A 14,222-nucleotide genomic window follows, 5' to 3' on the forward strand; every position below is an offset into this window, starting at 1 on the left:
TCTGGTAACTGTTTGTAATACTTAGAAGGATTACTAATTCACAAAATACTTACTCAAAGCCTCATACACTTTATGCACAGGCAAACCCATTACGGTAAAATATGAGCCTTCCATACGTGGGATTCCTACCATGCCAATAAAATCTTGAACACCATAAGAACCCGCTTTGTCGAATGGGCGACAAGTTTCGATATAATAATCTATTTCCCAATCGGTTAATTCACGGAAAAAAACCTCTGCAATATCAATAAAGCTTTCTGTACTTTCCGCCGTCATTACACAAACACCCGTGATTACTTGATGTTGTCTGCCTGATAATTTTCTCAACATCTCTCTTGCTTCTGACGCATCTTTTGGCTTATTTAGAATGTCTTTATCAATAACAACAATAGTATCAGCGGTTAAAATTATCTGACTTCCAAGTTCGTCCCGAAAAGCTTCAGCTTTTTTACGAGCCAAATAAGCAGGAACTTCTTCCACTGGCATAGTTTTAGGGAAATCTTCATTAGTGTCTTTAACTTTTACGGTAAATTCAAAGCCTGCATCACGCAATAATTGTTGTCGGCGAGGCGAATTAGAAGCTAAAAGAAGCGTTTTATTCAGTTTAAGCATTATTTGGGGAGTTCTATCGTTTAATGATTACCACATGAGAGTTTTCGTAGTCCTCTCAAAATTTAATCTCTAAAAGCTATTATTTGTTCACGATATATATGAAATATACTTTACAAATTTACCCATATTTCTTCAAACAAACGATTAAGATTTCGACCTTAATCTTGTTTTGCTATTCGGTGGCTTTTTCACAGCAACGAGATTCTACGTTCCAAAAGCCCGTAGAAATTGTAAGTATGAAGTCTGAAAAAGATAGTTTGATGTTTACAAAATTGAAAAAGCAATTCTCTAAAAATAAAATTCTCAACGAAATTTATAATGCTCTCTTTCGAGATGTTTACAATCAAAACTCTTCTGGGCAAGAAATTGTCCAAATTGAAGACAATCCTTTCAAAGAATATGAAGGAAGAGTAATTCGTAAAATTTATGTAAAACGTCGGCAAGTTTTTGGTGAAAGTATCGCCGATACCAGTAGAGTTGCCGAAGGTTTCGACCGTTTCTTAAATTCACTTCATAGCAATACCAGAGAAAAAGTAATTAGAAAATCGTTTCTAATGTTTGACGTTGGAGATATTATTGACGCCGACCGCCTCCGAGACAATGAACGTTTGATGCGTAGAAGCTCAATCCTCCACGATGCCCGAATTTTGGTTTTGCCCGACCCACAGTTTCCGAATTTAGTTGATTTATTAGTGATTACCCAAGACATTTGGTCGTTACTGCCCGAAGTTGGTTTTAATAGTTTCAAAGATTATTATTTGGGCATTAATCAAATCAATGTCAGAGGTTTAGGGCATTCTTGGAAGAATATTCTCTATTTTAATTATAATGAAAAACCCGCTCTTGAATATTATAGCCAATATACCATTCCATACATCGGGCGAACATTTATTACTGGACAAGCAGAAATTGAATTAAGAAGACTGACCAATCATTACGCTGTACGTTTTTATCGCCCTTTTCTTACCCCAGAAATGAAATTGGCAGGTGGTTTTGAAATGAGTAACGACCGAAATACCGTGAATACTTTTCGTGGCTATGACGGTACACCCTACAAAGACAGCGACACAACTTATTTAAAATTTCCGACCAATCGTAATTATCTGGATTTTTGGACGGCTTATGCTTTCAAATTACCATTTTTAGACAAAGAAATTCAACAACGTTCACGCTTAGTGCTTGGTGTGAGATTTACAGACATTTCTTATACCCAACGCCCAACTGTAACGACAGACACCAATCAAATATTTAGAAATCATCGGGATTATTTAGCAGGAATTGGATTCTCGAATAGACGATATAAAAGAGACTTTTTGATTTACGGATTCGGAATTACCGAGGACGTACCCTACGGATATTTAGCAACCTTAGTGGCTGGCTATGAAAACTCCGATGCCTTCGGGAAACGTTGGTATTCGGGCATTAAGCTCGCTAAAGGGCAATACATTGGTAAAGCAGGCTATATTTATGGACTCTTGAATGCAGGTGGATACTCAAACGGAACAACAGGTTTGAGCATAGAATCAAACTATTTTAGCACTTTACACACTTATCGAAAAAGAACACAAGTTCGTCATTTCGTAAACCTGCGTTATGCTTTTGGCAATAATCGTTATACAGGCGAATTTGTCAATGTAAACCGTGAAAATGGCATTTTGGATGTCAATAGTGATAAACTTTGGGGAACAAAAAAATTAGGATTGGGTTATCAAATCGTATTTTTTTCAAGATTAAACTTTGTCGGTTTTAGAATTGCTCCATTTTTCCAAACAGATTTTGCCTTTGTTAATCCCAAAAATCAGTTTTTGCTTAACAAAGTACCTTATACAGGAATTGGCATCGGTATTCGTTTGCGTAACGAGAATTTAACCTTCAATACCTTCCAGATTAAATTCTCATATTTCCCCAATTTACCCGATGTTCAAACGCTCAATTTTGCTTTTAATGATACCTATAACCTTCGTTTAAGAGATTTTGACATTTCAGCACCAGAAATTGTCACTTTCAGATAAACTGTGTTTTTTATTCTCCAAAACTACCGTTTACTAACTCTTTGTGCCTCTAAGCAATAAATTTTGCTTAGTCCATGTTGCTACATTAAAGTTGCGAACCTATATTTCGCACTAAAATTTATGCAAAACCCTACCTTATGCCATTAGAAAAAGACATAAAACAAAAAAGCTTCAAAAATCCATACAATAAGTTAACAGTAAATTTGATGTACACCAATGGCTGGTTAACGAATAGATATGCTCAAATATTAAAGCCATATAAATTGAGTAAACCTCAATATAATGTTCTGAAAATCCTGCATCAAATCTATCCACAACCTGCAAATATTAATTTTATCATCGAACGAATGGTTGATAAAATGTCTAATGTTTCTCGGTTAGTGGATAAACTAATCGCCAAACAATTGGTTATTAAAGTCAAATCAACCGAAGACCTTCGCTCTGTTAATGTAGCCCTTACTGCCAAAGGCGTAATACTTTTGCAGGAATTAAGTAGTAAAATTGTCGAATCTGAGATTAATTTTATAGGATTAAATGAAGCCGAAACAGATTTACTGAATAGTTTACTTGAAAAAACAAGAAACTACAAAATTATAAATCCCTAAAAATCAGACAATTAAAAACATTAACAAATAATTAACAAATCAATGTATTGACATCTAATGTTTGTACATTAATTTTGAATCACAAACAAGATGAGCATAGAAAAAGATATACAGCAAAACAGTTTTAAATCCCCCTATTCCAAGGCGGTTATTAATATCTTTTACACAAATAATTGGCTGACTTCATTGCAAATGGAAATTTTCAAACCTTTTGACTTAACTCCACAGCAATATAACGTTTTAAGAATTTTACGTGGTCAATATCCTGAGCCAATTACTGTTATTGCCATTATTGAAAGAATGCTTGATAAAATGTCTAATGCCTCACGTTTGGTTGATAAATTATTAGCTAAAGATTTAGTAATCAGAAAAGTTTGCCCAAATGACCGCAGAGCAGTTGATGTCATAATTACACAAAAAGGATTAGACCTTTTGGCAGAATTGGATGTTTTGCAACAAAAATGGGAAGAACAACTTTATGGGCTAACCGAATGTGAAGCCAATCAATTGAGTTGCCTTTTGGATAAGTTAAGAAATTCAGAACCAAGTAATGAACTTGAAGAACTTACAAAGAAAATTACCAATAATTAATACAATAGAATTTCAGCAATTCTAAATCATAATAATTCTTTTTAACAATTAAATTTTAAGCAAAAATGAAAGTAATTAAATTCATCGCAAGTATTTTAGTAGCTGCTTTATTTGTAAACGTAGCAGTAGCTGGTACTCCTTCAAAAGTAAGCAAAAAAGCAACTTTGTCAGTAGATACAAAAGCAAGTAAAATTCACTGGTTAGCTAAAAAAGTAGCTGGTCAGCACGAAGGAACAATCGGTATTACTTCTGGTTCTTTAATCGCAGATGGTACTAAAGTTTCTGGAGGTTCATTCGTAATCGACATGAAATCAATCGTTTGTACAGATATTACAAATGCTGAATATAACCAAAAATTCATCGGTCACATCACAACTGGTGATTTCTTCGAAGTAGAAAAATTCCCAACTTCAACTTTCAAAATCACTAAAGTAGCTGGTTCAAACATCACTGGAGATTTAACATTGAAAGGTATTACAAAGTCAATCACTTTTCCTGCTAAAATCGCAGTAGTTGGTGGTAAAGTAACTGCAACGGCTTCTATTCCAGTTGATAGAACAGATTTCGGAGTAAAATATAACTCTAAGAAATTCTTTGATACAATCGGTGACAAAGCAATTGATGACGTATTTACTTTAGACGTAACTTTAGTAGCTGGTAAATAAAAATTAAGTAGGGGTTAGGATTTAGTTGTTAGGCATTAGTGTTGTAACTCACTCCTAATCAATACATTGCAAGATAGACTAATTCTTAACGAATACTTTGTTTGAATTAGTCATACTAAAACTGCTAAACATCACGTTTACTAAACAGTTTCTCATTAGTCCTCACATTATTCAAACCATTGAGTTTGAATTTTGTGGGGATTTTTTGTTGACTAAATTCTTTACTTAGTTATTGGTGATTAGTGATTAGAACATTGGTGAATTAAAAGCGGAATTATATCTTCAAGATTTATTCTATCCAATCATTACCCTTCATCATTAACAAATAACCAATCCCCCAAATACACTCAATACTGTCCAATGGCTAACAGTACCAACGTACACGCCTCTTCTACTTCAATTCCCTTCTCTTGAGCCATTGCTTCAAATGCTGGATTTTCAGTACCTGGGTTAAAAATAATTCTACGTGGATTTTGTCTTAGAATATAATCATACAATGCGGGCTGATTTCTTGGACCAACGTACATCGTTACAGTATCAATATCTTCAAAATCAGGGTAATTTGTAATGATATTGTGTCCTTGAATTTCTCCCTCTTTCTGTCCTACCAATACAATTTCATGCCCATGTGCTAATAGGCTATTTGCTGCTTTAAAGGCATAACGTTCTGGATTAATTGACGCTCCGATTATTAAAGTTTTCATCTTATTTATCATACAATTGGTAAGTATTTTTGCAAAGTTTTTTATGAATTAATGACAAACAATTAAGAATTTGCAAAATTTTGCAGTTTTTTTGCGTATTTTTTCTTAATTTAAAACAATTTTTATAACTGTTTTAGTTTCTAAAAAGTTATTACGACCATTTTTATATAAATTTTATGAATATTCCAGAAACGTATGAGGATTTTCGCCAGTCATGGTTGAATAATCCGCAGACGGCTATATCGTCTTACATAGCTAAAGAGCAATCTTTTGTACCCAATTTATTACCCGAACAAGCTGTTCAAATGCCAGCAGTACAGTTGGCTTATCTTTTAGAAAAAAGATTTGGACAACAAGCATTTTATCAGGCACTCAATCCTGCAAATACGATTGAAAGCCCTGTAAAGTCTCAATCGGATGGGACTTGGCTAAAAACGGTAAATATGGTGGGCATTAATGTTCGGACAATTGGAAGTTTTTGGAATGTCGTAAAATATACCCTGACACTACCTGCTGCTCAGTCATCTATCCACCTTTTACCAATTTGGGAATGTGGCGTAGTAGCAAGTTTATACGGAATAGCAAGCTGGAATATTAATCCTGAGTTTTTTGATACAGAATTAGCCATCGCATTTCCACACCTTGATACCGTAGAAAAACAATTAAAGGTTGTTTGTAATTTGTTGCACTTAATGGGTAAAACGGTAGGAATGGACGTAATTCCACATACTGACCGTTACTCGGAAGTTTCATTGGCTAACCCTCAATTTTTTGAATGGTTACAACGTCGTGAATTTGAAATTATTGACCATTCTGAGAATCTATATGAGAAAGTTCAAGAACGTATTTTAGATTTTTTATATCAATATGGCGGTACCATTTCAGAATATTATCCAAGACGTAAAGAGGAGTTTTTTAATAACGAAGTTTATTCAGAAGAAAATCGTTTAAAATTCCTTTTTGGAGATAAAAACAACCTTGAAGCACGAAACAAACGTAGAAATCAACTTATTAATCATTTGTTCTCAGAAGGCTACGAACCTGTACCTGCAACGATGGCACCGCCTTATCGAGGACTTGAAGTTGACCGCCGTGAAGAAGCCAAAACGATTGATGAAGATGGAAGAGTTTGGCGTGATTATGTGATTTCAAAACCAGAAGGAATGTCTCGTGTTTTTGGTCCTTTGGCAAGGGTAAAATTGTATGAATCAAAAAATGAAAATCGTGATTGGGAAATTGATTTTTCAAAACCTAAACAAGAGGTCTGGGATTACATGGCTCAAAAATATTTGAACTTTGCCCAACAATACAATTTTGATTTTATGCGTGGCGATATGTCGCACGTACAGATGAATCCGAACGGAACTCCTGCCAATCCTGATAATTATTATGACATTCATAAATATATTAAATTTGTAATTCGTCAGCAAAAACCATCATTTGGATATTTTGCAGAAAGCTTTTTAGCTCCGCCCAATACAATGGCTTATGGCGTTGAAGAAGAACATTTGGAAGGGTCTGATACCGATACCACTTTGGGAGATTTACAATCAATGGTCGTAGGTTCGGAAAGATTTATTGCTGAATTTGCACGTTATCATCATTTATTGACAACCCGTAAATTTGCTCCGAATTTTACAATAATGACTGCCGATAAAGATGACCCACGTTTTGATGAATTTTACGTAAAAGGAAACGAAATCAGAATGTTTATGGGTTTATTCCTGACAGATATGCCTTCGTATATGGCTCTGGGGTTTGAACAAAGAGATACACATTTATCTCCTGCACCCAACGAACATTATACCAAGTTATATGTTTTCCAATTATCAGAAGGTAAAAAAGCGACGCATGGAAAATATCATTGGGGACAAAATGGTCAACTCTTCAGAAATATTAGTATTTTGAAACAAATTTCAGAAGAGATAAATCCATTAATTGAAAATCAGAAAATTGAATGGATTATTCCGCCAGATATTACTGGACAAAAAAAAGTAATAATTTGGACACAAAAAGAAATCCAAAAGTATTTATTTATCGTAAGTTTAAATACTGAGCTTGCGATTGCAACCGATGAGATTCAAAATATAATAGAATCGAGAAATGCAAAACCCTACTTTTCAACGAATTACATAAAATCTTATGAAAATAATGAACAAAATGTATTTCCAAATAGTATATTAAATGCGGGAGAATGTAGAATATACGTAATCTAACATTGAGGATTGGTTAGGGTTTAGTTGTTACAACCTTTCAGATTAGTTTTGAAACTCGCAATCATTTAAGTTATTGCCATTTAGGCATACACAAATGGCACAGAATACTTATTTATAGAAAAAACATCAATAATTATTAACGTGAACAATTTCAATTCTTTAACTTTGACAGAGTTACCATTAAATTTTATATAACCACTAAAACATTTACGACTGTTAGTAGTTTCAAAATAAGTTATCAATAAGCTCGTTAATTAAGTAATCTTTTCAAGAAAACAATTAACATTTCAAGCATTATATAAGACCGAATATTGAAATATCCAGTAGTAAAGATTGTACTAAATGAATTCCCCTATGACGGAGAAAAAAGCAGGTATCGGCATTAAAAAAAACACCAGTTTTTGGAATGAAAAGTGGATTGTTATCCCTTTTCCAGAAGTTGAAAACCCACCAACTTATAAAGTTTCTAATTATGGACGTTTAAGAAGTTTTCAGAACGACCCAGAGCATGGAGATATTATTGGAGGCTCAAAAATTCAAGGCTACAAATCATTAAACATTAGGGCAAAAGGTAATAAATCGTTGAACCGCTATGTTCATAAATTAGTTGCTGAGTTTTTTGTTCCGAAAGAAGATGATGATGAAAACCGTAAATTTGTGCTTCATCTCGACCATGATAAACTAAATAATTATTGGGAAAACCTTAAATGGGCTACCAGAGATGAAATGACTATCCACAACCGTGAAAACCCTGCGGTGAAGGATAGAGTAATTCCGAAAAGAACAAAAAATTATAAACTCACTGAAAGTAAAGTGATTATGATTAAAAAGATGTTAAAATCGGACAAGAATCGTTTGAAAATGATTGCCAAGCAATTTGGCATTACTCATACGCAACTAAATCGTATTCGTTCTGGTGAAAACTGGGGACACGTAAAGTTGGAAGATTAATTCAGTTTTGAGATTTGTCAATTCTTGAAGAATTGACAAATCTCTTTTAAAAATCTACTCGTTTATGCTACAAATTTCCTTTCTTCATTTCCTTCACGGCATAATCAACTGAACGAGCTGTAAAAGCCATATAAGTTAACGAAGGATTTTGCGTTGAAGTAGAAGTCATTGATGCTCCGTCAGTTACAAAAACGTTTTTACAAGAATGTAAAGCATTCCATTTATTCAGAAGCGATGTTTTAGGGTCTTTACCCATTCGAACCCCTCCCATTTCATGAATATCTAATCCCGGAGTTCTGTTAGAATCATTCGTTCTGATATTTTTGAAACCTGCTTTTGTGTACATTTCTGTCAATTGCTCAAAGAAATCTTTGGTCATTTTAACGTCATTATCGTCATAATCAACCGAGATTTTCAACTGAGGAATTCCCCAAGGGTCAACCAATGTTTTGTCTAAAGCTACAAAATTACTTTCCTTCGGAATGGTCTCTCCCATCATGTGCGAACCTACACTCCACACATTATTTAATTTCGGATTCAAGATTCCTTTCTTCAAATCTTCACCTAAACCACTTCTATCATCATGGCTATATCTATCTGCTGAAAATCCAGAAGCATAACCACGCAAGAAATCTGTTTCCTGCTTGAATACATTACGGAAACGGGGAATATAAGGAGAATTCGGGCGACGACCGTCGGTAGCATTATCTAAATATCCTTCATATTCTGCATTAATTGTGGCACGATAATTATGAAAAGCCACATATTTTCCGAGCAAACCACTATCATTACCCAAACCATTTTGAAAACGATTTGACGTTGAATTCAATAAAATCAAATTGGTATTTAAAGCCGCTGCATTTACAAAAATGATTCTTGCATAATATTCAATCATTTCTTTGGTATTAGCATCAACTACTCTCACACCAGTTGCTTTGCCTTTTTTCTCATCGTAAATAATAGAATGAACCACTGAATCTGGGCGTAAGGTCATTTTACCCGTTTTAGCAGCCCAAGGCAAAGTGGAAGCATTACTACTAAAATATCCGCCATAAGGACAACCACGCTCACAAATGGTACGATGCTGACAAGTGGCACGTCCTTGGTCTAAATGGATTTGTTTAGGTTTTGTCAAGTGAGCGGCACGCCCCATAATGATATGGCGGTCAGAATAATTTTTAGCAACTGATTGACTAAAATATTTTTCAACGCAATTCATTTCGTGTGGTGGCAAAAACTCACCGTCTGGCAATGAAGCCAAACCATCTTTATTGCCAGAAATCCCTGCAAATTTCTCTACATAACTATACCAAGGAGCAATATCTGCGTATCTGATTGGCCAATCAACGGCAAATCCATCACGAGCAGGCCCATCAAAATCGTATTCCGACCAACGTTGTGTTTGTCTTGCCCAAAGTAATGATTTTCCTCCTGTCTGATAACCACGAATCCAGTCGAAAGGCTTTTCTTGTACATAAGGATGTTCTGCATCTTTCACGAAAAACTGTTCTGTTCCTTCATAAAAAGCATAGCATTTACTCACAATTGGATTGGCATCTTTTACTTCTTTTTTAATCTGATTACGATGTTCAAATTCCCAAGGTTGCATCATGGTTGTTGGATAATCTACCACGTGTTTTACTTCACGTCCACGCTCCAAAACCAAAGTATGTAATCCTTTTCCTGTTAATTCTTTGGCTGCCCAACCTCCGCTTATTCCAGAACCCACTACGATGGCATCAAAAGTTCTATTTTTTACTGAGTCTATATTTAGATTTGACATTTTTCGAGATTTGTAATGTTAAATTCGTTTGAATTTTCGCTATTTGCTTAATCTTAGTTTACTTTTTCACAGGTACACAACCGTAATAATGACCTGGGGCAAATTCAAATTTTCTAAGATTGGTCATTACGTATTCAGAATTGAGATAACCTTGAATAGTGATATTTTTTACCAAGCCTACAAATGCCTTTTCATCGCTATTATCAGACTTAGACATTTTGGTTAAAACTTCTAATTTTTGTTTATTATCACAATCTAAAAAAGCTTTACCAAAATCATTTTTAGCTTTATTTTCTACCAAATCAAATCCTTTTTTGAAAATGTCCTGTGCTTTTTTGTCGTAACAATCGGCAATCATTTTGGTAACAAACTGATGAACATTCAAATCTTTAGCTCCAAGTGTATCTGTCTTAGGAATAATACTTTCTACAATTTGTGCTAAAAGTACTTCTTGAGAAACCGATACTAAAGATTGAATATTTTTTACATTTTCATAATTCCAAGCATTAGCCCAAGAAGGCAACACAATGGCACTACCTATTGTTAATGCAATATTTTTTATGGCTGAACGTCTCTGCATGTGATTAATTTATTTTTGAAATGGAACAACATAAAATTAGCCTATCAAACATGACAGGCTAATTTTATTTCTAAATATACAAGAATTTCTAAATTTCATTATCCTTTATTATCGCTTAGAAATTTATCATTTTCAAACAAACAGGCGTTGGTACGGCTATTTCTTTTCCAGTTGGCGTAAGCGTTCCTTTTTGTTTATCACGTTTGAAAATTACGATATTATCGGTTTTTTGATTTGCCACTAAAACGAAATTTCCAGTTGGGTCAATCATAAAATTTCTTGGCACTTTGCCCATAACAGATTGCTCACCAATGTAAGTTAAGGTTCCTGTTTTGGCATCAATTGAATAAATCACGATGGTATCATGAAAGCGGTTTGAACCGTACAAAAACTTTCCGTCGGGAGATACATGAATATCTGCACATGAATTATCCCCTTTAAAGTCGGCAGGAAGAGTAGAAAGACTCTGTTTTGCCGCCAATGAGCCATTTTTATAATCAAATACCGTTACTTGGCTCGATAATTCTTGAATAACATACGCCCATTTTCCATTTGGGTGCATCGTAAAATGTCTTGGACCTGAACCATCTTGTACTTTCGTAAATGGTGGATTTCCATCACTCAATTTACCTGTTTTAGTGTCCAAAGAATACGTTACAATTTTATCAATTCCCAAATCTGCCACAAAAACATCATGATTATTAGGTGCAAAATTGATAGAGTGAACGTGTGGTTTTTCTTGGCGTTCGGCATTTACGCCTTTTCCTTCGTGCTGAATCGTTTGTGTTGGCTTACCCAATGCTCCGTCGGCTTCCACAGGTAAAACCGTTAAACTTCCTGCTCCATAATTTCCTGCAATAACCCATTTGCCTGTTTTATCAATAGCAACGTGACAAGGATAATTACCGTTTGAAGACTGCGAAGTTAGCGGTGTTAAATCGCCTGTTTTTTTGTTGAATGAAAATGAATGAACGGCTCCGTTATTATCAACTTCTCCTGCCGAATAAACGTATTTTTCATCGGGAGAAACGGCTAAAAATGATGGATTCTTAATATTTTTAGCAATACTTTCTGCCTTAAATTCTCCTGTTTTAACATTGAATTTATAGACATAAATACCTTCGCTTTTACCTGTTGTATAAGTACCAACTAAAAGGTGGAAATCATCATTTTTTGCTTTTTTGGCAGGAGTTTGAGCGAATAAAAAAGAATTAGCCAATAGGCCACATCCTAAGAAAAAAATATGTCTGCGTTTCATTGTGAAAGGTTAAAAATTTATGAAGCCACAATTTAAGGATTTTTTGTTTCGAAATGCAAAAAAATACCCTGCACAGGCGTACCTTGCAGGGCGGGATATATATTTGGGTATTGGATACTTATGATTGGTTATTGGTTGATTTGTCTTGTTAAGATTTTGCTTTTTGAAGGCTTTTATGAAATGTTGTTTGGTAGCGGTCTGACTATCGTCTGACCGAGTTTTCTTTGCACTCTTGAAAAATCCGTAGGCTTGACCCATCTTGTAGCCCCGAAATTCATTTTGGGTAAAAATGACAAAACAAACCCTTAAATATTTCATTGCTTTTCCCCGAAATGAATTTCGGGGCTACAAAACCTTCCGAGCCTACGGCTCTTTTTAGAGCAAGTTTTTAAGTGCCAAAGTAGAACTGGACTTATACCGATAACCAATTGCCAGTAACTAATAACTCCTTATCAAAACTCAACTTCTACATTTCGTTTAAATCCTTTTCGATTATCATCAAAAGGCATCACAATTTTCCATTGATGATTATGATAACGTGCTGAGATATTCTCTAAATCCACAAAATTAGGAAGCATTATTTGTCCAATAGTTTGCGGAACATAATTTTCGGGTACTTCTTGCTCAGCGGTTTTCAAAACGGGCTGTAAAGCATAAAGTAACAGGCGATTTTCTTCAATATCTACTTTCAAATGGTCTGCTGCTAAACCTGCTACTTTTACAAAAACTTCGTAAGCATTTTCAGTTTGATTCACTTGAATGTTGGGTTCTACTCTCCCACCGTTTAAAGTATTATTGAAATCTATATTGGCTAAAATATCTCTCGGTATTACAATTTTCTTATTTTCCATTGTTGTGCAGTATTAATTTGTTGTTTGTACAAATGTTTCTTCAAATCTTATACCAGCCAAAATTTTAAGCCATTATGACTGTTTTATGAAAAATAAAAAGACAAAATGTCATTTTTGAGTTTAAATTCAACAAAAAAACCATCTAAAAGTGGCAAACTTTCGGATGGTTTTGATTTGGAAATTGCAATAAATTTCTATTTTACAATGTACTTTCCAGCTTCGTCAACGGTTACAGTTGGCACGGCATTACTTTTTTCAAAAGCATCATAACCCGGTTTTAACCACGACCAAAATTCTAATAAAGTTGCATTGGAAGCATATTCACTTTTCAAGGCTGCATAGTTTTCATCCGTCATTTTATTAGGGAAAATATGAATCGGAATTTCTTGTTCTCCACTTTTTGCACGAGCTGCCAATAAATATAATTCTTTGATATTGTCGTCTCCCACAGGAATACAACCAATGGTAATGCACGAACCATGAACAAAAATATTATCCCCTGGATTTAACCAATCTGCAAACTTTTTATCTGAAGCATTTGGATAACCCACTCTAAACGACAAGTAATAATTACTCGTTGGATTAAAGGCATCAATGGTATAAAAACCCTCAGGCGTTTGTCTATCTCCCGAACGGCGTTTAGGACCTAAAACACCCGTACTTGCACAAAAATCATAAACTTTTATGAGTTTGAAAGTGCTTTCTTGCTTATTCTTTGCCCAAACCTCAAATTTTTGTTCTTTCTTGAATACTCTAAAAAACAGGTCAAAATTAGCAGTGCTGACACCTTTCGAGGAAAGCATTTCATCTACCATTTTCCCTTTGGACTTTAAGGCTTCTTTAACTCTCGGAAAACGTAATTGTGCTTGGTAAAAATCAATTGGCGGATTCGTTAAGGAACATAACAAAACTAAAATTGGCACAAAAAGGAGACATTTTTTCATAGTGATTTATACGGGGGGAAGTTTTTTAACGCAATTTATGAATTTTGAAGCTAAAGACAATTTTCTAAAATTCATGGATTAGTACAAAAGTTATTTTACGTGAAAATTCTTAAATTCGTAACAAAAATAAATATGACAATCATAGAATTCAATAATTCACTCACAGCGTTAAATCCTCCGCAAAATATCTCTGAAATTCTGGAAGCACTTTGGTATGATGCAAAAGATGATTGGGAAGCCGCCCATGATATTGCACAGTCGCAAGAAGGAACGCAAGCTTATGACCGTCTCCATGCGTATTTACACCGTAAAGAAGGCGATAATTGGAACGCCAATTATTGGTACAGAAGAGCCAAAACAACCATGCCCAATGTTAGTTTAGAAGAAGAATGGACACTTTTAGTCAACCAGTTCTTAGCGGTTTAGTTTTAGTCTTTGCTTTTTTATTTG

Annotated in this window: 14 protein-coding genes; 7 read left to right on the forward strand and 7 right to left on the reverse strand. The window is 34.6% G+C overall.

What is annotated here, in order from left to right; genetic code table 11:
* Positions 1-33: 33 nt before the first annotated feature.
* Complete coding sequence (locus LV89_RS10910) at positions 34-612, reverse strand: Maf family protein (protein ID WP_109742928.1); 579 nt, start codon at positions 610-612, stop codon at positions 34-36.
* Positions 613-710: 98 nt separating this feature from the next.
* On the opposite strand from LV89_RS10910, the gene LV89_RS10915 reads away from it, so the two are divergent.
* The 4 genes from LV89_RS10915 to LV89_RS10930 all read left to right on the forward strand — a co-directional run bounded on the left by LV89_RS10915 (position 711) and on the right by LV89_RS10930 (position 4,485).
* Positions 711-2,624 (forward strand): BamA/TamA family outer membrane protein, encoded by a 1,914-nt coding sequence (locus LV89_RS10915; RefSeq protein ID WP_109742929.1) that lies wholly within the window; start codon positions 711-713, stop codon positions 2,622-2,624.
* A 137-nt stretch (positions 2,625-2,761) separates the two neighbouring features.
* Positions 2,762-3,229 carry a MarR family winged helix-turn-helix transcriptional regulator gene (locus LV89_RS10920; protein ID WP_109742930.1) on the forward strand — a complete coding sequence of 156 codons (468 nt, stop codon included), beginning with the start codon at positions 2,762-2,764 and terminating at the stop codon, positions 3,227-3,229.
* 192 nt (positions 3,230-3,421) lie between these two features.
* Positions 3,422-3,820 (forward strand): MarR family winged helix-turn-helix transcriptional regulator, encoded by a 399-nt coding sequence (locus tag LV89_RS10925; RefSeq protein ID WP_310588780.1) that lies wholly within the window; start codon positions 3,422-3,424, stop codon positions 3,818-3,820.
* Positions 3,821-3,885: 65 nt separating this feature from the next.
* Entirely contained in the window at positions 3,886-4,485 is a 600-nt protein-coding gene (locus LV89_RS10930) for a YceI family protein (protein ID WP_109742932.1), read from the forward strand.
* A gap of 347 nt (positions 4,486-4,832) precedes the next feature.
* Here the strand turns inward: LV89_RS10930 and LV89_RS10935 are convergent, their stop codons facing one another.
* Positions 4,833-5,189 (reverse strand): CoA-binding protein, encoded by a 357-nt coding sequence (locus tag LV89_RS10935; protein WP_229201505.1) that lies wholly within the window; start codon positions 5,187-5,189, stop codon positions 4,833-4,835.
* A gap of 176 nt (positions 5,190-5,365) precedes the next feature.
* Between LV89_RS10935 and LV89_RS10940 the strand changes: the two genes are divergently transcribed.
* Positions 5,366-7,405, forward strand: coding sequence for a hypothetical protein (locus tag LV89_RS10940; protein WP_109742934.1), 2,040 nt, complete (start codon positions 5,366-5,368; stop codon positions 7,403-7,405).
* A 354-nt stretch (positions 7,406-7,759) separates the two neighbouring features.
* Complete coding sequence (locus LV89_RS10945) at positions 7,760-8,356, forward strand: HNH endonuclease (protein ID WP_109742935.1); 597 nt, start codon at positions 7,760-7,762, stop codon at positions 8,354-8,356.
* Positions 8,357-8,423: 67 nt separating this feature from the next.
* On the opposite strand, the gene LV89_RS10950 is transcribed toward LV89_RS10945, so the two are convergent.
* From LV89_RS10950 to LV89_RS10975, 5 genes are all read right to left on the reverse strand, one after another.
* Positions 8,424-10,139: a GMC oxidoreductase gene (locus tag LV89_RS10950; protein WP_109742936.1), complete on the reverse strand. Its 1,716-nt coding sequence runs from the start codon at positions 10,137-10,139 to the stop codon at positions 8,424-8,426.
* 58 nt (positions 10,140-10,197) lie between these two features.
* Entirely contained in the window at positions 10,198-10,719 is a 522-nt protein-coding gene (locus tag LV89_RS10955; protein ID WP_211321194.1) for a gluconate 2-dehydrogenase subunit 3 family protein, read from the reverse strand.
* 115 nt (positions 10,720-10,834) lie between these two features.
* Positions 10,835-11,977 carry a lactonase family protein gene (locus LV89_RS10960; protein ID WP_109742937.1) on the reverse strand — a complete coding sequence of 381 codons (1,143 nt, stop codon included), beginning with the start codon at positions 11,975-11,977 and terminating at the stop codon, positions 10,835-10,837.
* A gap of 452 nt (positions 11,978-12,429) precedes the next feature.
* Positions 12,430-12,828 (reverse strand): Hsp20/alpha crystallin family protein, encoded by a 399-nt coding sequence (locus tag LV89_RS10970; protein ID WP_109742939.1) that lies wholly within the window; start codon positions 12,826-12,828, stop codon positions 12,430-12,432.
* Positions 12,829-13,022: 194 nt separating this feature from the next.
* Positions 13,023-13,772: a L,D-transpeptidase family protein gene (locus LV89_RS10975; protein ID WP_109742940.1), complete on the reverse strand. Its 750-nt coding sequence runs from the start codon at positions 13,770-13,772 to the stop codon at positions 13,023-13,025.
* A 132-nt stretch (positions 13,773-13,904) separates the two neighbouring features.
* On the opposite strand from LV89_RS10975, the gene LV89_RS10980 reads away from it, so the two are divergent.
* The gene (locus LV89_RS10980) at positions 13,905-14,198 is read left to right on the forward strand and encodes a hypothetical protein (RefSeq protein ID WP_109742941.1); all 294 of its coding nucleotides are present in this window, start codon (positions 13,905-13,907) and stop codon (positions 14,196-14,198) included.
* Positions 14,199-14,222: the final 24 nt, after the last annotated feature.

Origin of the sequence: Arcicella aurantiaca, from assembly GCF_003148625.1 — a bacterium.
Lineage (GTDB): Bacteria > Bacteroidota > Bacteroidia > Cytophagales > Spirosomataceae > Arcicella > Arcicella aurantiaca.